Raw genomic sequence first — 24,328 nt, forward strand, 5'->3', positions numbered from 1 at the left:
GAGCGTGGTGGCGAAGAAGAAGGGTGAGCAGTTCGCGCTGTTCGATGTGGACGCCGCGGTCGACACCGCTGCCGAGGGTGCTCGCACCGAAGGTGTGGATGCGGTGCAATCGTCTTTGTTCGACGCCGCTGACTTGTTCGACGCCGCTGACGCCGCCGACTTGCTTGACGCCGTTGACGACAAGACACCTGGATCGAGCCCGGTCTCGGCGGGAATTGCCGCAGAAGGCGATCCCGAGTTTTCCGCTCTCGAGCCTTCTGCCGCCGAGGAAGCGGCAGTCGAGCCTGCTGCCCTGGAGGGGTCCTGTGCCACTCTGCCTGCGAGTGTCGCGGCCGACGGACATGCGGTGATCGTGACTGCGGCGGGGTCGTATACGCCGTCGGGGGAGAAGTTGACCGGCCCGGTGGATTCGGTGGAGAAACTGGACAAGCTTGTTCGCTGGGCCACCCTCACACCACTGGGTGTGCCCGCGCAGGTGTGGATCGTCGGTATCGACGCATGTGAGCTGCTGGGCTGGGTTATCGACCCGGGTGACGAGGATGACGTCGAGGACATGGAGACACTGCGCACCCGCGCCGCAGCGGAATTGGGGGCGGTGCTCGACGCGGCGTTGACACCGATGTTGACGGCGGGGTGGGAGTTGCGCGGCGATCCGGGCCACGTCGTGCACCTCTCGCGTGCGACCGGCAAATTCACCTCGATGGTCGATATCTTCATCGAGCCGTACGTGTGGACGTATTGGAACAAGGACTTCGGGTGGGGCAACCGGGTCGGAGACATGGGAATTCTCGGATCGCCGGACGCGGGAACGTACCTCCCAGACGAGGATCTTCCGGCAGCGCAGGAGTTGGGCCGCCGGATCGCTTGGTGTGCAGAGCATCTCGGAACGCTGCCAGGGCCGACCCCGGCTCGGACCGGGGCTGCGGTGCTCGACAAGATCAAACGCGAACGAACCCGCAGCGGTAAGGGGATCGTGGTGACCACCGCAGGTCCGGTTCCGCCGTTGGACGGGGAACCGCGCGGAGATCTCGAACCGGCCGCCGGCTGGACCCGCAGCAGTCTCGACGTCGATGATCTGGACGGAGCCGACGTGGTGGTGTCGATCGATCAACGGGCGGCATATCTGGCGTCGGCGGGCATGCTGGAATTCGGCTATGGCAAACCCCGTCATCTGATGGGCGAGAAAGCGCTGGCTGCTGCTACTTCGAGAGCGAGTGGTGCGCCGTTCGGGCTGTGGCGAGTCACCCTGCCTGCTGGAAACATGCTCTCGCTGCCGGCGAAGATCCCGCTCCCGCACCCGCACATGCTGGCCGATCAACCGGTGCAGACATGGGTGACCTCGGTCAGTCTCGACGCTCTGCAGTCTTCGGTCGCGGACGGCGGTATCGGAGCCGAACTCGATGACCTCGACGTCGCCGAAGCATGGGTGTATCCAGAGCAGGGTCGCGCGCTGGACAAGTGGGCGAAGATTCTGCGTGAAGGTCGCAAGGTTGCGGTGCAGACCGATGACGTGGCGATGAAACGGTTTGTCGGTTCGTGCTACAAGGGCTATATCGGTCGGATGGTGAATCCGGACATGTGGACAGCGCGGCAGATGCAGCATCATCATCAGCCGTTGTGGCGGGCGGCGATCATTGCACATTGCCGCTGGCGCGGACGGCGGGTAGCGATGCGCATCGCCCGGGAAACTGGCCGGTGGCCGGTGCGGACGGTGACCGACTCCTGGGTGTATTTGTTGGCGGGAGGAGAGAATATCGCCGACGACAGTGATGCGTTGGGCAAGATGTCGGTGGAGAAACGCGCCGCTCTCACCGAGGCGTTGACGGCTGCGTTCACCGATGCTCGAGACAGCCATGAGATGAATCTGACGGTCAAGGCCGCCTTCGCTCACGACGAGGGCGAGGAATAAGTCCATGGCTCTTCACCTTCCGAAACCTCGATCGCGGAAGTCGGTGCAGCAGGCCGTCGGATTGGATGGACTCGAGGTGTCGGTCTCGAGGGCCGCGACCGCCGGTGTGGAGAAGTCCAAATCGGTCAAGAGCGGGGGATTGGCGGGGTTGACGAGCACCGTCTCTGTTGCGCAGATACGCAAGGAGATCGGGAACGACGGGTTGCGGCAGGCGTCGATCGATGCCGGCCGCAGACCGCCGTCGGATCGCACGCTGCGCCGGTGGGCGCAGCAGGGACGCATCCCACACGCTGATGTGGCCGAGCGGGCGCAGCGCCGGGCGGCGATCGAGCGGCTCGGCGGTATCGGCGAGGTGGCGCGCAGGATCGGGCGCTCCTCGTCGGCGGTGTCCCGTTATCGGTCGGGGGAGACGAACGAGCTGCGGGCGGATGCGAAGAAGAAACTGAAGAACGTCAAAGCGGACGAGGTGATGAGGCGCGCGGGTGTGCTTCGCGCGGACGGGACGCCGAAGCGGGCGACGATTCGCGTCAAGGGTGGGGTGTCGGTGCGCAATGGGTCGGAAGACGGGTACGACTATCGGGTTCGGACGTTGAATTTCGCGAATTCGGATTCGCCGTTCACGGCGGAGGAGTCGCGGGAGTTGGCTGCGGCATTGGCGAATGACGATCATGCGCGGGTAGTGGCATTGTTGGAGCGGCACGCCACGATGGACTATCCGGAGAACAAGGGATTCGATCTGTACAGCGATGATTTCGGCTTCCATTTCGATTCCATCGAGTCCGTCCACATCGACTGGACGTAGAGTGCGAAACCCATTGAATCAGATACTCGGCTGATCGAAACAGATTCGGTACCAGTTATTTTCATGTCTCGCACGATCGAGACGATGTCTTCATCCTCCATCTCCGATGACGTCTCGCAGTTGCTCGCGCGGGACGAAGGGTTCGCTGCCTGTCGTTGGTTCGTGCTATTCGTATCGAGCACGTCGGGGCATCGCCAAAGCGATCGTACCGGTCTTGCGCAGCGGCTACGATTGCGAAGTTGATGGGCCACAACGTGATCAGGGTGTTCGGCGTGGTGAGGTAGCTCGGTGTTGTCGAGCAGCTCTGGCATCGACCGGAACTGTGAACTGGACTGTCGGTTGCGACGGATTGACCGACAGTGGGAAGCCGCGGATCGGCAATGTCGACAAGTCGCGGTATCGAGCGGCAGCCGACTGTGCATCCCGTCGGTCACGAATCATGCTTGACAGTGTATTCGTCGCGGGTACTGTGGTCTACTGATAGTAAGCAATATACCTACTTATGATCAGGGCCGCGAACTTCGTCGAAAGCTCACGCCACCAGGAGTAACGGAGAACATGACCATTCCATCGTCGGCGGATTTGTCGCAACCGCATCGTCCGGCCGGCTTGACCGGTTCCACCTTCGACGTGTTGGTCGAAGAATCGTTACCTCGAGCCTGGCTCGCGCGTTGGTCGGAGCGCCCGGACCAGGTTGTGGCGATTTCCGAAGACGGAATCCGCATGACTGCCGAACAACTCGAGGCGAACTCCGCGCGCATCGCCTCGAAGTTGGCTGGAGCCGGATTGTCGGCAGGGGACAGGCTTGTCATTTCGGCCGAGCCGTCCGTCGATCTGATGGTCGCCTACGTCGCGGCGCAACGACTGGGTCTGACGGTGGTACCACTGAACACGGCGTACGGTCCGGCCGAGATTCGAAAGATCATCCAGAACACCAGTCCTCGGGGCGCTTTGGTGGACGACAATGTGCGGGGGCGCGCCATTGCCGAGGCCGGCACCGGCCCGATGGTCGTTGCAGGTTGCGACGTCGATCTACCGGCGACGTCGTCGGTGGCATTGGACTTTGCAGATCGCCATACGCAGGCATTGATCTGTCACACTTCCGGAACGACAGGGTCGCCGAAAGGCGCGGTGCTGACCAGCGGGAATCTGCTGGCCTCGGCTGTGGCAGTGCGCGCGGCTTGGCGCTGGACCCCTGAGGATCGACTCGTCCTGGCATTACCACTGTTTCACCTGCACGGGCTGGGAATGGGAATCAACGGGACGCTCGTCGCGGGTGCATCGGCGGTGATCTTGAAGAAGTTCAGTCCGGCTGCCGTCGCCGAAGCCGCCCGACAACATTCGGGATCCATGTTCTTCGGTGTGCCGACGATGTACCACCGATTCGTGTCCAGCTCGAGTGCCGAGGCATTGGGGCAACTGCGACTGTGCGTATCCGGGTCGGCACCGTTATCCGCGGAATTGCACAGTCGCATTCGGGAATCGTCGGGTCAGACGGTGTTGGAGCGGTACGGGATGACCGAGACGGTGATCACCGTCTCGAATCCGTACGAAGGTGAACGTAGGCCGGGTACGGTTGGGCTCCCCCTTCCGAACGTCGATCTCCGACTGGCGGAGGGGGACAGCGGAGAGATTCAGTTGAGGGGGCCGAGTGTCTTCTCCGGATATCTGAACAATCCCTCTGCCACTGCCGAGACATTCACCCCTGACGGGTGGTTCCGAACCGGTGATCTCGGCGAATTGGATCCGGACGGGTACCTGCGAATTGTCGGTCGTTCCAAGGAATTGATCATCTCGGGCGGCTACAACGTCTATCCACGCGAAATCGAAGAGCTACTTCAAGATCATCCCGATGTCGCCGAAGCCGCTGTCGTGGGAAGCCCGTCGGAAGAATGGGGCGAGATGGTGGTCGCATTCGTGGTCTCGGCGTCCGGCAGTGTCGGGAACGACGTCGAACTGATCGATTACGCGGCGGCACGACTCGCGCCGTACAAGCGGCCACGCCGGGTCGTTTTTGTGGATGCGTTGCCACGAAACGAGTTAGGCAAGATGAAGCGTAGCGAACTGACACTGGACTGAGCATCGAAATTCCTGATGGCGTTCGCGTTGCCTCACGCGATACCACGAGGTAGGCAGCATTGTTCACCGACGTTGTTCGCCGATCCGACGATCGGCGAACAACGATCGAACTCCGACAGGTCGGGACGGCTGTACCACCCTGTAACGCAATTCTTCCCGGCTCTCACGCATCGCGGATTCGGCCTGCTCGTTACAGACGGATATGCTGGAGCGCATTCGGTGTCGGCCGATCCGGTAGATGCAGCGGATGATCCAGGCGGGGTATCTGCCGACGTCGACTACGTTGTGGACGACGCCCTACCCGAAGCTCACCCTGCCCGACTCAGGTCGGTCGCGAAATCTTACGCCATATATCCATGCCGTAACCGGTCGATTCGTCGACGCGAAAAGCCATTGCAGAAGTCAGAGCTGGTCAACTGCGCTGTGCATTCTGCTCATGAGATCGCACGGGCAGAGTCGGCGCGCCATATCTGAAAAATAACTCGCACACCTGTTCCGGTTCCACAGCGATGCCGCTTCACGTGACTTTGTAAGTGTCTACTTCAACTTCACTTCATTGACGCTTCCGAAGGCTAGGTCGACGTTCAGGTTCCCGGATTGTGACCAGTCGATCGTGACAATCGATCGATTTTGTGAGCCCTCCTGTGGGCGGACATCTATTTGTCGTCGAATTTCGGTGCTGCAAGATTTCGTGGTGGTTCACCCGAATCTGGAAAATCTCAGTGTCAGAGTAAATTTGGTAGATTGCTGACAATTCGCACTGGCGGTCACGACGTCCGAATGGGTGCGAGATTCGCTCGCTACCCCGTGTGGAGTTCGCGCTTGATGGGCAGTATTCCGCATCGAAGTCTACGGCCGAAACGGATGCTCATGAGGGGTATCGACCAGGCCCGTACGAGATACTGTCGACAATGAAGGTAAGTACTTACTTGACATATTTTGGCTACGTTGCCTAGTGTGGCGCACAACACACGTCTGTTTGGTTCGTGAATCTGAGTCGGAGGAGTCCGCGTGAATCCCATGCTTCGTCGCTTGGCGACGGTAGTTCTAGGTGTGTCATTGGTGGCCAGTGCGATTTCGTGTTCCAGTACGGATTCGGGGGGTGGACGAACAGGGGACACCCCCGCCGAGAATGTTCAAGAGGCAAAGGCGAATACCGAAAAGAACATGCAACCGCCCACGATCAACTACAACCCTGGCCCACTGCCCGGGAACCCGGCCGGGAAGCACGTGACAGCGGTCATTCCGACAACGGCCAAGGGGCAGACCAACGTCGCTCTGTTCCAGCAGACCGCGGGGATCCTGGGAATCAACCTGACCATCAAGCAGGTAGGAACCAGCGCCGAGGAAATCACCAACACTTTCGACGAGATTGCCAACGACAAGGATCTCGACGGCCTGTACGTCAACAGCCGTGACCCAAGCCTGTGGCAACCGCAATTCGATCGAATTGCGGCGAGGAACATCCCGATCGTTCTCGGTGCGATCACCGACGACCCGGCGTGGACCCCTCGATCGGTGAATGTCCTGTCCGCTGATCGGGTCGTGGTGAACAGCACCAATGACGCAGCAGATTGGATGGTCGCTGACAGCAACGGAACCGGCGAGAGCGTGGTCTTCACGATTCCGGTCCAGTTGGCGCTGGCGAAGATCGCGGACGCGTACACGGACCGGGTCAAGAGCACCTGCCCGGGATGCTCGACCGAACGCGTCGATGTGAAGGGTTTCTCGGCCATCGGTAAGGACCTGCCCGGCACGTTGGTCAGTTACCTGCAGTCGCACCCGGATGTGAAGTACGTGTACATGGCGTTCTCGGACATGGTCACCGGTGTTCCGGATGCATTGCGCTCTGCGGGAATTCGTGACGTGAAGGTGGCCTCACAATCCGCGGCGGCGGCCAATATCCAGTACATTCGCGACGGTGGACAGGCTGCCGACGTAGCCTTCACACACCCGTTCGTGGCGTACGTCATCATGGATACCTTGTCGCGTGGAATGCTCGGGGGTTCGATGAAAGCTGCCGACGAATGGATGATGCCCATTCAGCTACTGACCAGTGAGAATATCGGTTCGGCAGTGGTCAACGACGATGGCTCCGTTGCGGTGGCAGGCCTGAACGAGCACTTCCTCGAACTGTGGGGAAAGACCCCGTGACCGCCGCTCAGTCTTCTGCGCCGGTGGCACTGGACCTACGTCATGCGTCGAAGGTCTTCGGTACTGCGACAGTGCTCGACGACGTCAATCTGCAAATCAGGTCCGGCGAGATTCATGCGATCGTCGGTCAGAACGGATCCGGCAAGTCGACTCTGGCCAAGATCTTGTCAGGCTTTCACCTGCCGGAGCCCGGTGCGGAGATCGATCTGTTCGGGCATACGTACGAGTTCCCGATCAGCGACGACGGCCGTGAATCTCTGCACTTCGTTCACCAGGATCTTGGTCTCGTGGAGTCGTTGAGCATCCTCGACAACATCGGACTCTCACACGGGTACCGCACCGGTCGGTTCGGCAATGTCGATTGGAAGCACTCTCGGCGGCGCGCTCGAGATGTCCTGGCAGGATTCGATCTTGATCACCTTGATGTGGATGCACCGATCTCGACTCTGACTGCCAGCCAGCAAGCGATCGTGGCAATCGCGCGAGGATTGTTGGGTTGGAAATCGGAGACCGGGACTTTGGTACTCGACGAGACGACTGCCGCACTTCCTCACGAGGAAGTGGAAGTGCTGATCGCGTCGGTACGCAAGGTGGTGGCACGGGGCGCTGGTGTCCTGTACATCACGCATCGACTCGACGAGGTATTCGCATTCGCCGATCGAGTCTCGGTCTTACGCGACGGACAGCTGGTGGCCACCCGGGACACGGACTCCCTGACCCGTGAAGAGCTTGTCGCTCTGATGGTGGGTGATCACCTGGGCGAGACACGTAGACCGTTACCCGCAGCTGACGAGATCGCGTTCAGTTGCCGCGGCTTGTCGAGCGACGGCTTGCACGACATCGATCTGGTCGTTCGAAAGGGTGAGATCGTCGGTGTAGCCGGGATATTGGGATCAGGGCGCGAGCTTGTCGCCGACGCGATAGTGGGGGCGAGTCGGCGACATTCGGGCGTCCTGGAGGTCGAGGGCCGCCCGGTGAAGGCGAGCTCTCCTCGCCAGTCGATGAAAGAAGGATTCGCCTTCGTCCCGCGTGACCGTCTGCTGCGCGGAATCGTCCCCAAACTCCCTGTTCGAGAGAACATCACACTCGCCAATCTCGACGACATCAAGAAGAACGGGCGCCTGCGAGGGAAGGTCGAGGACGCCGAGGTCCACGGATGGATTCAAGCGGTCGGGTTACGACCTCCGGACCCAGACCGTCCGGTCATCACACTCAGCGGTGGCAATCAGCAGAAGGTCTTGCTCGCTCGCGCACTCCGGTTGAACCCGGCGGTGCTCATCCTCGACGAACCTACCCAGGGTATCGATGTGGGAGCGAAGAGCGCGATCTACGAACTTCTCCGGGAAACAGCTGCCCGCGGAACGGCAATCGTGCTGTGCACGGCTGAGCCCGAGGACATGCCGGACGTCTGCCATCGCGTGATCGTCATGCGAGGGGGGACCGTCGTCGACGAACTCGCGGAGTCCCGATTGAACAGAAACGACCTCCTGATTTCCTGCGCCAGCTGACAACACGCCGCTGTCTACAACGAACGAGGCTTCGATGACCAATTCCACGCCCACCAAATCGGCCACGGAACCATCCGATTCTCCATCGGTCGGTAGCCCCCCGGAAAGTTCGAATCCTGTTGGGCCCACTCTTGTGTCCAAGATCGCGCACGCTCTCAGCCCCACCCGTGTGAGTGCGCTGTACGTGTCTATCTTCGCGCTTGTCGTTTTCGCGTTCTGGATACCAAATCTGTTCTACACCGAGACCACGTTGAAGTCGATCCTCTATCAACAGGCAGTTACTGCCATTGTGGCGCTCGCCTTTCTGATTCCCTACACCACGCACAACTTCGACCTGACGGTCGGAGTGATGGTCGGTGTCAGCGCGCTGACCTCGACCTGGTTGATGACAAGCGGTGGCTTACCGTGGCCCGTTGCGATAGTCGTGGCCCTCCTGTTGTGCGCAGTGATCGGAATGCTCAATGGTGTTCTCATCACCGTCATTCGAATAGAGTCAGTCATCGCGACCATCGCGACGATGTCCATGATCGAGGCAGTGGGTACAGCGGCATTCGAGGGGAAGCAGGTCTTCGGGCTCCCCACCAGCTTCCTGTCCGTTGCTCAGACGGACGTCTTCGGAATATCGATCGTCTTCTTCTACTTGATCGGTATCGCGATCGTGCTCTGGTACGTACTGCGGCACACACCACTCGGACGGTACCTGTATGCAATCGGCGGGAACACGGAAGCGGCGCGTTTGGCCGGTGTTCGGGTTCAGCGCTTGGTGTTCTCGTCCTTCGTTGCCAGCGCAATCCTGGCCGGAATCGCCGGTGTCCTGGTTGCATCGAGGGTCGGCACCGGAGATTTCGCGGTCGGACAGTCGTATCTCTTTCCTGCGGCCGCAGCGATGTTCTTCGGTTCCACGCAGGTCAAACCCGGCACCTACAACGTCTGGGGAACACTACTGGCGGTCTATACACTCGCCATCGTCGTCAAAGGACTTGAACTGGGTGGGGCGCCCTTCTGGGTTACCGAGGTAGCCAACGGAGTCGCGCTCCTGATCGCAGTCGGTATCCAAGCTGTCAGGCAGACCCGCAACGGAGGTGGCCCGGTCCGATGGGTGGCAGCCAAACTGGGCAGACCTGCTGCCAGTAGTTGAGGTCCACTCGCTCCCGTCAAGTCTCGATTTCTCCAGAATTGGTTTTTACGCCCGAACGAGCGTCGAGCTACACGTCCAGAACATGATCGACCGGAAATGGAGTACGAACATGGCAGTGAACGTCAAATTTCATCACATCGGAATCACGGTCAGCAACCTGGAACGCACCCTCGAATTCTTCGAGAACGCGTTCGGAATCGTTACCGGAATGGCACTACGAGTCAAGTCAGGCAACCAGACTGCCGAGGCTTTGGGACTACCCGAGCACGAGCAGCGAGTGGCGCTACTGGCTGCGGGCGATGTGATCTTCGAACTCATCGAATTCCACCCTGCCCGCCGCGAGTCGTACGACGGACGTCAGGACGATGTCGGATACGCGTATCCGTGCTTCTCTGTCGAAGACATCGATGCCGCTTACGACGAGTGGACGCGGCTGGGATACAAGATCAACGCTCGCCCACAGGTTACGCACGCCGGCCCGGTTGCGGGATCGAAATTCATGGTTCTGAAGGACCCCGACGGCAAGAACATCGAGATCGTCGAGACCGGAAAGTACCTCGTTGCCTCCAACATCCGTGCAGGTGAGGCGACAGCATCTCTGGACAATCCGGTGATCATCGGCAAGCACTGATCGAGCTCGTCTCACGGCCCTCTCCGACTGAATTGGCGGAGAGGGCCTTTGGCGTGTCCGAAGTGCCTTCGCGACCCGTCTCTGTGGCGCCCCGGACTCCTTGTCGTGCAGGATCACGTAGATCGTGCCGCACTGGTGGATCGTCGACGCAAAGACGTGATCGTCCATGTGGAGATGAACCACATGGACGATCACGTCGGCAATGACGACCAGTCGGATGATCTACCAGGCGAAACCTAGGCCGAGGTCGACCGGTAGTACGATTCCGGTGACGTAACGCGCCTCGTCCGAAGCCAGGTAGGCGACGGCAGCGGAAATGTCCTGGGTCTGAATCCAGGGTTCGTCGAGCGGATGCATTCCCCGAAGGATCTTTGCGGCATCGTCGACTGTCGGATTCTCGATGTCGGGGCAGAAGATCTGGTAAAGCCGATCGTTCAACACGAAATCGGTGGGTACCGCTGTCGGTGCAACACAGTTGATGCGAATCTTGTATCGGGAAAGATCGTTGGCCATGCTGCGCATCATCCCGATGACACCCGTCTTGGCGGCAATATACGGGCTGAGCTGTGGCGCTGCCTTGATCGCGGAGGCCGAACTGGTCATGATCACCGATCCGCCCTTACCCGCTTCGATCATGGACGGTATCGCCGCGGAGACGGTATGCCATACGCCGGTGAGGCATACGCCGATCACGTCGTCCCACTCCTGCTGGGTTACTTCCCAGAACGGAACGGAATTGATGCCGATGCCGGCATTGGCCAGGACTATGTCGATACTGCCGAAGGCCGACAGTCCCTCGTCGACGACGGCAGCGATCTGATCGCGTTCTCGGACATCGGCTTGTCCGACGACTATCTTGCCGCCGGCCTCTTCGACCAGGCGGACCGTCTCGTCGAGATCGTCCTGTGTGGCTTGTTTGTAGGGGACGGTGTCATAGGTGCACAATCCGTCGAACCCGATGATGGAAACACCTTCGGACGCGAGCCGCAGGGCGTGTGACCGGCCCTGTCCACGGGCTACGCCGCTGATCAACGCAACTTTTCCTGCCAGCCGATCCATCTTGTCCTCTTTCGTAGTCTTCGTAAGATCAGGGTGCTGTTGAACTATTCACTTATATCGTTGCGCCATCGCTGAATTCGCTGATCGAATCGGTCCCTGGACCCGGAGTGCGGGGCAAGAAGGAATTGATTGCGCTCCACTGCCTCGAGCGTCACCCGGGCAACATCTTCGGGAAGAGACAGTTCGGCGCCGGACCCGGCGAAGGTATTGGGATTCTTCGTCGGGTCGATCCCGTTGTCCTGTGCAGCTTTCAAGTGATCGGGACGGTCCCGAGGTCCTTCGGTCAGCAGTCGGGTTTTCGTCGGTCCCGGGCACAGGACCGTTACCCCGACCTCGGGAGCGCGTTGCTGCAGATCGGCCAGGAGTGTGTCCGAGATGGACATGACTGCCTCTTTGGCGGCGTTGTACGGGCCGTTGAGTGGGACGGTGGTGATCCCGGCCATGGATGCCGTGTTCACGATATGACCTGACCCTTGAGCAACGAGATGCGGTACGAATGAGGAGATCCCATGAATGACGCCCCACAGGTCGACGCCGAAGATCCATTCCCACTCGACGCGTTCGAATTCCCAGATCGGCATGTTCTTGCCGACGGTGCCCGCGTTGTTGCAGATCACGTCTACACGACCGAAGTTCTCGATGGTCTCGTCGGCGAGTCGGTCCACAGCGGCGGCATCGGTGACATCGACGACCGAGGTGAACACCTTCCCTGGATATGGCGACAGGAGTTCGGCTGCGGCCGCAAGTGACTCGTCATCGATATCGGAGATGACCACGTGTAGACCACGTTTGGAGAATTCTTCACACAGGGCCAAACCGATGCCACTGGCGCCGCCGGTGACGACGGCAACCTGCCCTTGCCTTAACTTCATCCTTCGCTCCATTGCGCATAGAGATCCAATATCTGACAGTCGACCAGGCGTGATCAGAGTAATTGATCTAGTAAGTGATAACCATACTTCGATAGTGCGGCACAGACGTGCGTTTCCGGATGGTCGGACAGCGGTTTCGTGGACCGCGGGATGAGCGAGGGCGGGCGAGCTTCGGAGGAAGCGTTGCCCGCCCTCTGTCGAGACATGGCGCCGGCAGCGTGGCCGCGTTTGCTGCCGGCGATCACCTGCCGGCGATCACCTGCCGGTGACGGGTGATCTGAGGCCGGGCTAGCTGCGCGTCGGAAGTACTACGACGCCCTTGCCGATGGCGGAGGTGTCGCCGTGCTGGTTGTGTGCCTTCTGCTCGATGGTGACGGTGTTCCGCCCCTGCTCGTCCACCGACTTCTCGGTGACGGTACCGGTGATCCTGATCGCGTCACCGACGATGTTGTGGTGACGGATCTGCGCCGTGTGACGGGCGAGGAATCCGCTGTCGCCCATCCAGTTCGTCAGGTGCTGGGTCAGCCACGAGCAGCGCTCCGGGCCGTAGTCGTAGGCGCCGGGGGTGCCCACGTCCTGGGCAAGTTCTTCTTCCCAGTGGACGCGCTCGGGAACGTCGGGGATGCCGAGCTCGTTGGGGATGCCGAGCCCCGGGTGATTCTTGATCAACTTGTAGGCCAGCTTGTTCGCGCGAATGTACAGACCGCCCCAACCTTGGGCGAACCCGATGAATCCGGTTACCGTCATCGGTCCCTTGCCCATGACCGGAAGTTCTTCGCCGACCTGTACGTCTTCGTAGTAGCGGGGCTCGGCTCCGCGGACGACCTCGTTCTCGTACAGATCATAGATCTTTGCGAGGTCTTCTTCTGTGTAGCGGGTCTTGCCCGCAGCTTTCTGTGCGGAATACTTCGATCCGCGCTCGCGTGCGGCGTCCCGCTCGGTACGGAAGCACCAGGAGTCTCCCGAGACCAGCTTGTCGCCGTTCTCATCGGTGAGCTCGACGTGGTAGATCTGCTGGAAAGCGCGGCCGGCGAAACGTGTGTCGTGCTCGACGAGGTCTTTCAGATGGGCTGCTGCCTGAATCTTGGTGTCGCGCAGGATGGGCTTGTGCCAGGTGAGATCGGCGCCGGCCCACATGGCGTGAACTCCGGGAAGGCCGCCGACGTAGCCCGACAGAATCCGGCTGAGGGCGAAAGCGAAGCTGGGTGGGGCCACCAGGGTGCCGTACGAGGTCTGTTCTGCATACTGGGGGTCGCACCACAGCGGGTTGTCGTCACCTATTCCGTGCGCGTAGTGGCGAATGTTGTCACGCGTCGCCTCGTAGCACCACGGTTCGACGGTATTCGCGATCGGAACTCCGATGAGGCTGCGCAAGCTGTCCAGCGCACTGTCGGTAATTTTTGCGAACCTCTCTTCGCCGCTATCGGCTTCGAGGTCGACGACTGACTGCGACATCGTTGTCTCCATTTCGGTTGTTCTGCTTGGGAATTGTCGGGATGTTGATCAGCGAGAGGGTGATCCGGTCCGCGTGTCAGATCTGCTGTCCCTGGCCTGCTGCCCCGGTTTTTCATGGGCGAGCAGTACTCCGTCTCTGTTGCGAGAATGCGCGGATTCGCAAATAATGTCAAGTGCTTACTTCGGCAAATGCTTTCAACAATGGTCGACTGAACTCGAATGCCTGCTGTCCGTGTGGATGCGGTCGTATGGCAATCAGTCACTTCGCCTCAACGTCGATGTCCGATTGCCGAGCGGGTGTTACCATCGAGTAATGGCACGAACCGCTGGTAAATCGTCGTCGAGTAAGCCTGAAGTGAAGACGCGACTGAATGCCGACGAACGGCGGGCGCAGATCATTGCCAGCGCTCGCGAAGTATTCGTCGAACAGGGTGTGAACGGGGCGCGTTCGCGCGACATCGCTGAGCGTGCAGGTATCACCGAGGCGTATCTGTACCGACATTTCCACTCCAAGGACGAAATTTTTCAACTCGCGATCGACGAGCCACTCAATCGATTGATCGCCACGCTCCGTGACGAGACTCGTGAACTTGCCGAACGCAGCGATGTACCGCGAGTCGAAGTACTTCAGCGATCGCACGAGCTGCTACTGGAGTGCATGGTCGAAATAGCCCCCTTGGTGGCCGCCGCGCTGTTGTCGGAGGCGTCGACCAACAGTCAGTTCTACGTGGACTATCTGTTTCCGCGGTTGCGAGGCGTGCTCGAACTTGTGATCCCGGACATCACGGGTTATCCGGCGAAGGCCATCGAGCTCGACATGTTCGTCGATTCGATGATCGGTATCCATCTGACCATCGCTCTGGAGCATCTGCTGGAAAACAAGAAAGTCGACGTTCCGTACGTGGCGAAACAGGTGACGAAGATGTTCGCGGTCGGCGTTGTTCGACCGCAGGGGTGAGGCGTAGCGTGCCGGTCGCGCCACAATCCGGGGTTCCCGTATTTTGATGTAGTGATTGCTATACAATGACGTGGGTCATGTACGCGTGCCCATGCGCAGTGTCGGGCATTCATTCACTTCGAGGGCGGCGATGAAATTCGACTCCGGGACCGACCAATTGATCGCGACCACCTCTCGTGGGGTGGCAACAATAGTGCTGAACAATCCTGAACGGCGAAATGCACTGTCCCGCTCCATGATGGATGGGATCGTTCAGGTTCTCCAGCAGATCCATGCCGATGGCTCCACGAGAGTGATCGTTTTTCGCGGCGCAGGTGGTCGAGCTTTTGCCGCCGGTGCGGATCTCACGGCGTTCGCCGGTGCGGGCGCAGAGGAAAGCAACTCGATCGAATCTGCCTATGCGAATATGTTGGCATCGGTACGTGATACCTCCGTCCCTACCATTGCGCTGATCGAAGGGGCTTGTCTGGGAGGAGGTTTGGAATTGGCCCTGGCGACCGACCTGCGTTATGCAGCCGAAACGAGCACCTTGGGAATCCCTGCGGCACGAATTGGGTTGGCATTCCCCGGGATCGAACCTCTGGCATCGCTGGTGGGGAGCGCGCGGGCAGCGGAGTTGCTCTTCACCGCCAGACGCATCGACGGCGCCGAGGCGTTCGAGTTCGGCCTGGTCAACCGCGTCGTCGACGACGAATCGTTGCATCGGACGGTCGACGAGATCGCCGGAACAATAGCCGAGAATGCACCACTGGCGGTGAAATCGACGAAAATAGCCCTGCGCGAAATTCGAAACTGTGCAGCGGAGCGGGATGTACGCCGACTCGAGGAGAGCGTTCGAGTGTGCATGAACTCCGAGGACTTCGTCGAGGGGCGTACAGCGTTTTTCGAAAGGCGCGCTCCGCATTTCACCGGTAGGTGAAGGATTTCGGGATGACGGATCGACGAGCGTTTTTCGCGTGACCTGATAGAGTCGGGGAGTGACTACTACACCAACGCCGCGACCGAAGCAAGGACGTCTGTCGGCTGCGGAACGGCGAAAGAAGATCATCGCCGCCGCCGGCGAGGTTTTCGTCGAGCAAGGGTTCAGCGGCGCCCGCACCAAGGAGATCGCCGAACGTGCCGGTGTCACCGAAGCGTTCCTCTACCGGCATCTGTCGTCGAAAGAGGAAATGTACGAGGTTTCGGTAGTCGAACCGCTGCGCAGCGGCTTTGCCGCCTTGGCGTACGACATCCAGGGGTACTACGACACGATCGACGAGCCGATTGCGTTCATGAATGCGGTGAACGAACGGTGCTTGCGCTTCTACAGCGAAGCTGCAGCTCTGCAAGCCGTCGCTTTGTATTCGGAGCTGGGCAATGGTCGGGAACTGTACGAGCGCGCCCTGAAGCCGATTCTCGACAAAATCGGGGTACTCATCGCGGATAGAATGGGATGGACCGAACGAGGCCTCGAATCAGACCTCGTTCGTCGGGCCATTCTCGGTGCGCAATGGGCAATCGGACTCGACATCATGCTCCGTTACCGCCGAATGGACCTTCCGCAGGCGGCCGAGCGTTTGACACTGTTGTTCACCAGCGGTATCAGACGCGATCTTGTCCAGAGCTGATCCGCTTACGCCGCAGGACGTCCCCGGTCAGGTCTCGCTCGAATCGAGACCCGACCGGGGATTTCTCGTGCAGGGGCCGGCAACTTCGCATTGTCGGATCCGGGATCGACTTGTCGGTCAGACGACCTGGTCGGCTCGCATCTTCTCCACCTGATCCATGGTGTACCCGAGACGCTGGAGAACTGTGTCGGTATCGGCGCTGGCCAATGGAGACGACGTCTTGGGTACCACGGACGTTCTGCTCATGGTGATAGGGCTGCGAAGCACGTTCACATCCCCTCGGACCGGGTGGCTGACAGAAGCGACCAGGCCCAGATGGGTCACCTGTGGCTCGGCGAAGGCCTCGGCGACGGTGTTGACCGGGCCGCACGGAACTCCGGCCTCGTCGAGTTTGGCCACCAACTCTTCGCGCGTGTGTGTGAGAAAGATGTTCTCGAGCACTCGGGTGAGTTGTGTTTTGTTCTGATGGCGCAGTGCGACCGTGGAATAGTCCGGATCATCGAGAAGTTCCGGTTCGCCGAGGGCTTCACACAGCTTCTTCCACAACCGGTCGTTCGGTGCCGCGATGTTCAAGTACCCATCGGCGGTATTGAACGTGCCCATGGGTGAAATGGTGGGATGATCGTTGCCGACCCTGGTCGGACATTCCTCGTCGACGGTCCATCGAGCGGCTTGAAAATCGAGCATCGAGATCAACGCTTCGAGCAGGGATGTCTGCACCCACTGACCCTTGCCGCTTCGTTCACGTTCCAACAGAGCCAACAAGATCCCATTTGCGAGGATATTTCCCGCCGACATGTCCGCGATGGCGATCCCGGCGCGAGTCGGTGCAGACGACGGCTCGCCGGTGATACTCATGAGCCCGGCCATCCCTTGGATGATCTGGTCGACGGCCCCTTTGCTGCTGAGGGGCCCGTCCTGCCCGAAGCCGGAGATGCTGGCGTACACCAGTCGTGGGAACTGCTCGGAGATCATCTCGTATGCCAGTCCGAGTCGTTCCTTGACCGGCGGTCGGAAGTTCTCGACGAGAACATCGGCGTTCTCGAGTAGTCGGAACAGAACTTCGCGTCCTCGAGGATCTTTGAGATCGAGAGTGACCAGTTCCTTGTTGCAATGAAGATTGATGTAGTCGGAGCTGTCGTGGTCGGCGGCGATGCCCCCGACGTCACCGGGGATTTCCACGCGGACCACCGAAGCGCCCCACTCGGTCAGCAGGCGAACTGCTGCCGGTCCTGCCCTGGCGACTGAGAGATCGACGACGTGAACTCCATCCAATGGCCTCATGGTCCGTCCCTTCTTGCAGTGATTCGTCCAGGATCGGCCGAGTCGCCCGATTCGAGTGACGCGACGACCGTACCGTCGTCGCGCGTGGTTCGACGGTGTCGCCTGGACTATAAAGATGGTATATCACTTACTTACACGATGAACAGGAAGAAGTGACCGATGACGACTACTTCAATCGACAATTCCGTGGCATTGGACGAGTTCCTGCACTCCGCGAAGACGTTTCTCGAGGAGGCGGCACCGCGGCATGCGGCGGTGAACGCGGCCGGCCGCGATTCTGCGCCCGAGCGAGTCGCACTCTTTCCGGATCTGAGTCCAGCCGAAGAGGCGGAAGAACTCCGAGCTGCACGGGCATGGCGGCAGGAACGTTTCGACGCGGGATTCGGCTGGCCTGCCGGTCCGACCGAGTTCGGCGGCGCCGGACTCTCACCGGCATACGAACGTGCGTACCTGAAGCTCGAAAGAAATTATCAGATTGCGCCGCAACGTATTTACGACATCGGGCTGGGGATGGTTGCGCCTACTTTGTTGGCGTTCGGTACCGATGTCGCCAGGAGGAAGTATCTCCAGTCTCTCTATCGTGGTGACATCGTGGCCTGCCAACTATTCAGTGAACCCGGTGCCGGTTCCGATTTGTCGAGCATTGCCACTCGGGCGGTCCGCGACGGGGACGAGTGGCTTGTCAACGGTCAGAAGATCTGGAGTTCCGGTGCGCACCTGAGTTCGTTGGGGCTTCTGGTTTGCCGGACCGGCGACCCGGATGCTCGGCACCGCAATCTGACTGCTTTCGCGCTACCGATGGATGCGGAGGGTGTGGACGTGCGACCGATTCGTCAGATGACGGGTGGATCGTCATTCAACGAAGTGTTCCTCAACGACGTTCGTATCTCCGACGATTTACGTTTGGGTGAAGTCGACAAGGGCTGGGACGTCGTGATCGCCACGCTGATGAACGAGCGGGCCGCAGTCGGAGGACCTGCTGCCGGCGGAAGTGGCATCCTCAGTACGGAACGTCTTGCCGCGCTGTTGAATCGATTTGGTCGACTCGGCGACGATGCGGTCCGTGACGAGTTGATGCGACTGCATACGTCACTGGCCGTGTCGAAGATGACGCGATTGCGGAGCGAAGCCAAGCTACGAGCAGGCCAGCGACCGGGCCCGGAGATGTCGATCGGCAAACTTGCACTCACGAACAACCTGGCGGCAGTGAGCCGTTTGGTCTCGCTTGCGCTCGGGCCGCGGCTGATTGCCGATTCCGGCGAGGTCGGCACGTACATGTGGTCCGAACTCGTTCTCGGGCAGCCGGGGCTGCGGATCGGAGGCGGGACGGACGAGGTTCAGCGCAATATCCTCGCCGAGAGGGTTCTCGGCCTACCTCGGTAGTGCGGCGCCTCGGGATTTCCTTGAAACGTAAGTGAATACCCACTATACTATCGATGTGACTACCACTGACAGCAGCAACGCGATCGACGAGGTCTGGGGCAGTAGCGTCGAGGAGATCGACATTCTCGGGCATCCCTGTTCGAGCTTTGTGAAGCGGCGACGACACCTGGGCGACCTGTTACTCGACGGCCGCAGATTCGGGGAACGCGAGTATCTGGTCCACGGAGATCGGAGGTTGTCGTTCGACGCGCACGAAGCTGCGGTGAAGAGGGTTGCGGCACTGTTGCAGGGCCACGGCGTTCGGGCAGGCGACCGTATCATGTTGTTCGGCGCCAACTCGATTGAATGGGTTGTATCCTATTGGGCAATAATGGAACTCGGCGGAATCGTAGTTCTGGGAAATGCCTGGTGGAGTCAAGGGGAGGTCGAGCACGCGCTACGGACGGTCAGTCCTGCCCTGGTGATCACCGACGAACCGCGCACCGAGAAGATCGGTCTCACCCAGGCGAAGGTCGGTTTCGAGGTCATCGAGGCGGCGGTTGCGGATCCCGAGCCCGCCGCAACCTACGCTCGTCCGGTCATGCAGGAAGACGATCCTGCGGTAGTGCTGTTCACCTCCGGCACCACCGGGTTGCCCAAGGGTGCTGTGCTCTCTCACCGGGGGATACTGGCAACGTTGCAGAGCTTGGCGTTGCTGACCCGTAGGCTGCCGGAATCCGGAGCGGACCTGCCGCGCAGCAGCAAAGCGATGTTGAGCATCCCGCTCTTCCACGTCGGTGGGCTACAACAGATCATCACGCCGATGCTCGCCGGCGGAACTCTCGTGTTCACCGAGGGTCGGTTCGATCCGGCGACGGTGGTGCGGTTGATCGAGGACGAGAACATCACGGTCTGGTCCACCGTTCCGACCATGGTCAGTCGGGTGATGGACCACCTCGAAGAGGTGGACCACGAGCCGCTCTCCATGCTTCGGACGGTCGGACTCGGCGGATCTCCGGTAGGTATGCAGTTGCGGTCCCGAGTGCCGCACTGGTTCCCGAATGCGTCGCGTGGGGTAGCAGTGACCTACGGGTTGAGCGAGGCCGGAGGGGTTCTGGCGACGGGAGTCGGTGACGAGCTGCTCAACCGTCCGGGAACGGTGGGGAAGCCGCTGAAGATCGTCACCGTGCGAATCGACGATCCGGACGAGAACGGGCACGGTGAAATCATGGTGCGGAGCCCATCGGTGATGCTTCGCTACTGGTCCGGCAACGGCGAGCGGGCTGCCAACGATCCGATCACAGCCGATCGATGGCTTCGGACCGGCGACGTCGGTTGGCTCGACGACGACGGCTATCTGTATGTCACCGACCGTAGTAAGGACATCGTCATACGAGGTGGTGAGAACATCGCCACTCCGCACGTCGAGAACAGGCTGCTCGAGCATCCCGATGTCCGTGAGGCCGCTGTGGTCGGCCTTCCGCATCCGCATCTGGGTGAGGAAGTCGGAGCGATTCTCGTTCTGGACAAGGGATCCCAGGTCAGTGTTGACGAGCTGGCCGCTTTCGCGCGGGAGAAACTTGCGTATTTCGAGGTACCGACTCGTTGGCAGTTGAGGCAGTCTCCCCTCCCTCAGAATGCCACTGGAAAGGTGGTCAAGCGGGTACTTCGTGACGAGTGGGCGGCGGAGATCGAGTCGTGATCGTCTCAGACGACCTGTGGTCGACGGGCTGACTCGTTCGAGACGACCGGTGGAGTCGAAGTAGATCGGAAAACCCACGGCGAAGCGCCGTGGGTTTTCCGGTTTCTCGGTCTTTTCGCTCACAACGCGAAGGGCGTCGGCCTCGGTGTATACCGAGGCCGACGCCCTGATGATCATCTGACCGCGAGGTGCTGTTCAGGCGCGTCCAGGCCACCGACCGGTGAACTGTGGTGCTCGCCGCTCGAGGAAGGCGTTCCGTGCCTCCACGGCATCGGATGAGCCGAGATTGTCCACCTGGGCCATGGCTTCGTGGTTAACTGCCTGTTCGAGGGTTGAGTGCAGACCTTCGTTGAGTAGCCGTTTGGTCAGAAACTGTGCCACGGGGGCTCCACGGAGCAGTCGGCGAATCAGGGTTTCTGTTGCCGTGTCGATGTCGTCCGCGGGGACGACACGGCCGGTCAGTCCGATCTCGGCGGCCTCCTCGGCATTGATGATATCGCCGGTCAAGCAGAGTTCTTTGGCGCGATGCATGCCGATCAATCGGGGCAGTATCCATGATCCACCGAAGTCGATCGACAGCCCTCGCTGAACGAATATCTCGGAGAACCGGCTTCGATCGCTGGCAATCATGACGTCACAGGCCAGCGCCAGATTGAGGCCTGCTCCGATAGCGTCACCATCGACCTTGGCCACGGTGATCTTGGAAAGCCGGTGCAGGGCCAGAACTACGTTGTTGATCGAATCCATCTGTGCCAGTGGATGCATGCGAGGTGGTTGACTGGACATGTCTGCCCCCGAGCAGAACGATCCGCCTGCTCCGGTCACGATCACCACCCGGATGTCAGGATCGGCTTCGATCTCGTGGAGGTCGGTGAGGAGCTGTTGCCACATAGGCCAACTCACCGCGTTTTTCCTCTCGGGGTTGTTCAAAGTCACGGTGACAACCGAGAGGTTGTCTGGATCCCGAGATACGGCGATTTTCTGTGTGGCAGGAGCGGTCATCGAGTCTCCTCGAGTGGTGGGGATGATGCAGAACCAATGTCAGCTGAATATAGTGAAGTAAATGCTATCCTACAAATGAGTCGCGTACGGGTGTTATGCGGGCGTCAATCGTCCGGCGTCGCCTGCCCGGCCCGAATGTGAATGTCCCCGAGAATTCAAGGAGACCGCGCCGTGAAGTTCGTAGTCGTCGCAATACCGAACCCCCGTGTCGATCGAGCACCGATCCAGGAGGCGGAGACCGCAGCGGTCGAAGAGCTGTATCGGTCGGGGATGATCGATCGTGTCTATGCTCGCGTTGACGGTGCTTCGTCGTTGACGGTGCTGGAGGCCGAGGACGAAGCCGCTGCGCGAGAGGCGATCGAGCGGCTACCGTTCTACGTCCACGGAGCGATGACGGTCGACATCTTCGAAGTTCGCCAGGTTCTCTGACGAGCAGGCGCGAGGTCTAACTGCTGCCGTGGACCAGAGCTTCGAGATCGAGTCCGTGGCCGAAAAGTGGTTCGCAGCTGACTACTTCGAACGGTGCCGATACGAGTGGCGCCAGCCGCGTCCGAAGTGTCGAACCGTTTTCCCGGTGAAGATCCAGGGCGGCTTTGCTGGCCCACAACTCGTACAACCAGATGTCGCCGGGTCTGGTGGAGTCGACCTGGACGGTCTGAACGAGAGTTCCGGGTTCTTCCGCGTCGAGTGCGACGATCTCGCGCAGAATTTGCAAGACCGCGTCTCGATGAGAGAGCTCCACCGAGACACGGGTCAAGGTCACGAATGCATCAGGGTGATGGGCCACGGTTTCCTCCGTAGATGATGGGCGGTTGCGTAATCGACAACGCAGTCGAGAGTATCGGGGGATCCGCTGTAGTGGTCGAAAGCTTCGGAGCCGGTGCCGGTGTAGTTCGATCCGTGTCTAACGAGGTAGTCCGAGTACCCGTTCGGCAACGATGTTACGTTGCACTTCGGCCGTCCCGCCCCAAATGGTGCTCGATCGACTTTGGAGCATGTTGCGGGTCCAACTGTCGGGTTCGTAGCTGTCGGAAGGCTGCGCCGGTAGCAACATCGCCTCTGCTCCGCGAATGTTCGCAACCCGGTCGAGGAATGCCTGTGAATACTCGGACCAGAACATCTTGTTGACGGAGGCGCGGGCGTCGGACTCTTTGCCGGTCAGTACGTCGCCCAGAGTGGCGAGCCCTTGATAGCGCATGATCTCGACCTGAGTGAATGCCCAGGCGAGTTGCTGGCGCACTCGCGAGTCCTCGGCGGCGCCCGTCTTGCGGGCGATCTCGACAGCTTGCCAGAACTCCCTGGCGAACGGCACGTGCTGAGTGGTCACGCTGCCACCTCGCTCGCTGCCGAGGGTTGTCATCGTCACTTGCCAGCCGTTGTTGAGCCCGCCGATCACGTTGTCCAGTGGGGCCCGCGCTCCGTCGAGAAATGTAGCGGTGAAGTCGGCTTCACCGGTCATCTGCCGGATCGGATTGAGTTCCATCGCGTTGGAACTGCCATCGGCCAGACGCATCGGTACGAGTACGTACGTGATTCCGCGGTGACGAGGTGCCGAGGGATCGGTTCGGCACAGGCAGAACAGCATGTTGGCTCTGGTGGCACCAGATGTCCAGAGCTTTTGCCCGGTGATCACCACATCGTCTCCCTCGACGCGGCCGACGGTGCTCAGTGCCGCCAGGTCCGAACCGGCTCCCGGCTCGGAGAAGCCCTGGCAGTACACATCGGACCCGTCCAGAATGCGGGGCAGTAGTCGCTTTTTTTGGGATTCACTGCCCCACTTGAGAATTGCAGGTGCAACCAGCCATTCTCCGACGCCGCGGGTCATTCGGGCAACGCGGGCACGATCGAACTCTTCGTTCATGACGGAGACCTCGACCACGGACAGTCCGCGGCCACCGTACTCCTTCGGCCAGGTGATGCCCATGTAGCCGGCGCGGTACAGCTGATCCGCCCATTTTTCCAGCTCGACGGTCTGGGCGGGGGTCGCGGACTCCGGATCCACGTCGATCAGGCCGGCTGGAGTGTTTTCCGACAGCCACTGGCGGATTTCACCGCGGAAGGATTGAGCGACTAGTCCAAGGTCCAAATCATCCGGGGTCACCATAACTCGCTCTCGATTCACGGGTAGGCAGTGATACTTTTTGCTGTTCACTATTATGAAGTAAACACTATAACACTTGATGACGATTGAACTGCGGGATCGTGGTAAATGGCAGGTGGGGCCGGATCTAGGCGAAGGATGTCGACTCGCATTCGGGGGAGTCGAGACTTCAGGCTCGACTGAATTCACGCCGACTCGGTAAAGGCTGCAACCGATTCGGTGTCTTCGCTCGCATATTCAATATGGTTGTGCAGTACTTACTATCGAAGTATGCTGACCAACTATGACGTCTCCTCCAGCGCAGATCCCCATGGTTGACTACCTTGTCCTCGAGGCCGGCAAGCCGCCTCATCTCAAAGCGAATCGTTGCGTCGAATGCAACGCTCTGTTCTTCGACAGAAGGAACGCGTGTGCTCGATGTGGAGCGCGGGCATTCGAGAGTAAAGATCTCGAACGAACCGGATTTCTGCGCTCCTTCACCATCGTGCATCGCGCCGCCCCGAAGGTTCCGGCACCGTACATCTCGGCTGTGGTGGATCTCGACGGCGGCGGTGTGATCAAAGCCAATCTAGTCGGTGTGGAACCGGATCCGGATTTCGTGAAGCTCGGCGGCCGAGTGCGGTTGACGACATTTGTTGTGGGCACCGATGACGACGGCACTGATGCCGTCGCATTCGGCTTCGAGCAGGAACAGTGAGGAATTCG

Annotated in this window: 22 protein-coding genes; 15 read left to right on the top strand and 7 right to left on the bottom strand. The window is 60.2% G+C overall.

Annotated elements, in window-relative coordinates; genetic code table 11:
- Window positions 1-7 precede the first annotated feature (7 nt).
- From ABH922_RS26330 to ABH922_RS26365, 8 genes are all read left to right on the top strand, one after another.
- A complete protein-coding gene (locus tag ABH922_RS26330) occupies window positions 8-1,909 on the top strand; it encodes a hypothetical protein (RefSeq protein WP_424809970.1) in 1,902 nt (633 codons plus the stop codon).
- Between the two features lie 4 nt (window positions 1,910-1,913).
- Window positions 1,914-2,711, top strand: a complete 798-nt coding sequence (locus ABH922_RS26335) for a hypothetical protein (protein ID WP_424809971.1) — start codon at window positions 1,914-1,916, stop codon at window positions 2,709-2,711.
- Window positions 2,712-3,269: 558 nt separating this feature from the next.
- Window positions 3,270-4,790, top strand: coding sequence for a class I adenylate-forming enzyme family protein (locus tag ABH922_RS26340; RefSeq protein WP_424809972.1), 1,521 nt, complete (start codon window positions 3,270-3,272; stop codon window positions 4,788-4,790).
- Between the two features lie 1,020 nt (window positions 4,791-5,810).
- A complete protein-coding gene (locus ABH922_RS26345; protein ID WP_424810326.1) occupies window positions 5,811-6,944 on the top strand; it encodes a sugar ABC transporter substrate-binding protein in 1,134 nt (377 codons plus the stop codon).
- Complete coding sequence (locus ABH922_RS26350) at window positions 6,941-8,452, top strand: sugar ABC transporter ATP-binding protein (RefSeq protein WP_424809973.1); 1,512 nt, start codon at window positions 6,941-6,943, stop codon at window positions 8,450-8,452. Before ABH922_RS26345 ends, ABH922_RS26350 begins: the two co-directional genes overlap by 4 nt.
- A gap of 34 nt (window positions 8,453-8,486) precedes the next feature.
- Window positions 8,487-9,590, top strand: a complete 1,104-nt coding sequence (locus ABH922_RS26355; RefSeq protein WP_424809974.1) for an ABC transporter permease — start codon at window positions 8,487-8,489, stop codon at window positions 9,588-9,590.
- Window positions 9,591-9,699: 109 nt separating this feature from the next.
- The gene (locus ABH922_RS26360) at window positions 9,700-10,221 is read left to right on the top strand and encodes a VOC family protein (protein ID WP_424809975.1); all 522 of its coding nucleotides are present in this window, start codon (window positions 9,700-9,702) and stop codon (window positions 10,219-10,221) included.
- 105 nt (window positions 10,222-10,326) lie between these two features.
- Window positions 10,327-10,461: a hypothetical protein gene (locus ABH922_RS26365; protein ID WP_424809976.1), complete on the top strand. Its 135-nt coding sequence runs from the start codon at window positions 10,327-10,329 to the stop codon at window positions 10,459-10,461.
- Here ABH922_RS26365 and ABH922_RS26370 read toward each other — a convergent pair.
- The 3 genes from ABH922_RS26370 to ABH922_RS26380 all read right to left on the bottom strand — a co-directional run bounded on the left by ABH922_RS26370 (window position 10,444) and on the right by ABH922_RS26380 (window position 13,607).
- Entirely contained in the window at window positions 10,444-11,280 is an 837-nt protein-coding gene (locus ABH922_RS26370) for a mycofactocin-coupled SDR family oxidoreductase (protein ID WP_424809977.1), read from the bottom strand. The genes ABH922_RS26365 and ABH922_RS26370 overlap by 18 nt on opposite strands.
- Before the next feature lie 44 nt (window positions 11,281-11,324).
- Window positions 11,325-12,152 carry an SDR family NAD(P)-dependent oxidoreductase gene (locus ABH922_RS26375; RefSeq protein ID WP_424809978.1) on the bottom strand — a complete coding sequence of 276 codons (828 nt, stop codon included), beginning with the start codon at window positions 12,150-12,152 and terminating at the stop codon, window positions 11,325-11,327.
- 288 nt (window positions 12,153-12,440) lie between these two features.
- Window positions 12,441-13,607: an FAS1-like dehydratase domain-containing protein gene (locus ABH922_RS26380; protein WP_424809979.1), complete on the bottom strand. Its 1,167-nt coding sequence runs from the start codon at window positions 13,605-13,607 to the stop codon at window positions 12,441-12,443.
- 313 nt (window positions 13,608-13,920) lie between these two features.
- Between ABH922_RS26380 and ABH922_RS26385 the strand changes: the two genes are divergently transcribed.
- From ABH922_RS26385 to ABH922_RS26395, 3 genes are all read left to right on the top strand, one after another.
- A complete protein-coding gene (locus ABH922_RS26385; RefSeq protein WP_424809980.1) occupies window positions 13,921-14,565 on the top strand; it encodes a TetR/AcrR family transcriptional regulator in 645 nt (214 codons plus the stop codon).
- Window positions 14,566-14,695: 130 nt separating this feature from the next.
- Window positions 14,696-15,484 (top strand): enoyl-CoA hydratase-related protein, encoded by a 789-nt coding sequence (locus ABH922_RS26390; RefSeq protein WP_424809981.1) that lies wholly within the window; start codon window positions 14,696-14,698, stop codon window positions 15,482-15,484.
- A 58-nt stretch (window positions 15,485-15,542) separates the two neighbouring features.
- Window positions 15,543-16,172, top strand: a complete 630-nt coding sequence (locus tag ABH922_RS26395) for a TetR/AcrR family transcriptional regulator (protein WP_424809982.1) — start codon at window positions 15,543-15,545, stop codon at window positions 16,170-16,172.
- A 117-nt stretch (window positions 16,173-16,289) separates the two neighbouring features.
- On the opposite strand, the gene ABH922_RS26400 is transcribed toward ABH922_RS26395, so the two are convergent.
- Window positions 16,290-17,456 (bottom strand): CaiB/BaiF CoA transferase family protein, encoded by a 1,167-nt coding sequence (locus ABH922_RS26400; RefSeq protein WP_424809983.1) that lies wholly within the window; start codon window positions 17,454-17,456, stop codon window positions 16,290-16,292.
- 159 nt (window positions 17,457-17,615) lie between these two features.
- On the opposite strand from ABH922_RS26400, the gene ABH922_RS26405 reads away from it, so the two are divergent.
- Window positions 17,616-18,839: an acyl-CoA dehydrogenase family protein gene (locus ABH922_RS26405; protein WP_424809984.1), complete on the top strand. Its 1,224-nt coding sequence runs from the start codon at window positions 17,616-17,618 to the stop codon at window positions 18,837-18,839.
- A 55-nt stretch (window positions 18,840-18,894) separates the two neighbouring features.
- Window positions 18,895-20,520 (top strand): class I adenylate-forming enzyme family protein, encoded by a 1,626-nt coding sequence (locus tag ABH922_RS26410; protein WP_424809985.1) that lies wholly within the window; start codon window positions 18,895-18,897, stop codon window positions 20,518-20,520.
- 195 nt (window positions 20,521-20,715) lie between these two features.
- Here ABH922_RS26410 and ABH922_RS26415 read toward each other — a convergent pair whose 3' ends face one another.
- On the bottom strand, window positions 20,716-21,522 hold the full coding sequence (locus tag ABH922_RS26415) for an enoyl-CoA hydratase/isomerase family protein (protein ID WP_424809986.1): 807 nt from the start codon (window positions 21,520-21,522) through the stop codon (window positions 20,716-20,718).
- Window positions 21,523-21,693: 171 nt separating this feature from the next.
- Here ABH922_RS26415 and ABH922_RS26420 point away from each other — a divergent pair, with 171 nt between their 5' ends.
- A complete protein-coding gene (locus ABH922_RS26420; protein ID WP_424809987.1) occupies window positions 21,694-21,951 on the top strand; it encodes a muconolactone Delta-isomerase family protein in 258 nt (85 codons plus the stop codon).
- A gap of 16 nt (window positions 21,952-21,967) precedes the next feature.
- Here the strand turns inward: ABH922_RS26420 and ABH922_RS26425 are convergent, their stop codons facing one another.
- Both ABH922_RS26425 and ABH922_RS26430 read right to left on the bottom strand, forming a co-directional pair.
- Window positions 21,968-22,309 (bottom strand): putative quinol monooxygenase, encoded by a 342-nt coding sequence (locus ABH922_RS26425; RefSeq protein WP_424809988.1) that lies wholly within the window; start codon window positions 22,307-22,309, stop codon window positions 21,968-21,970.
- A gap of 117 nt (window positions 22,310-22,426) precedes the next feature.
- Window positions 22,427-23,608: an acyl-CoA dehydrogenase family protein gene (locus ABH922_RS26430; RefSeq protein WP_424809989.1), complete on the bottom strand. Its 1,182-nt coding sequence runs from the start codon at window positions 23,606-23,608 to the stop codon at window positions 22,427-22,429.
- A 298-nt stretch (window positions 23,609-23,906) separates the two neighbouring features.
- Here ABH922_RS26430 and ABH922_RS26435 point away from each other — a divergent pair, with 298 nt between their 5' ends.
- Window positions 23,907-24,320, top strand: a complete 414-nt coding sequence (locus ABH922_RS26435) for a Zn-ribbon domain-containing OB-fold protein (RefSeq protein WP_424809990.1) — start codon at window positions 23,907-23,909, stop codon at window positions 24,318-24,320.
- The last annotated feature ends 8 nt before the right edge of the window (window positions 24,321-24,328 follow it).

Source organism: Rhodococcus sp. 27YEA15, from assembly GCF_049739425.1.
Taxonomy (GTDB): Bacteria; Actinomycetota; Actinomycetes; order Mycobacteriales; family Mycobacteriaceae; genus Rhodococcus_F.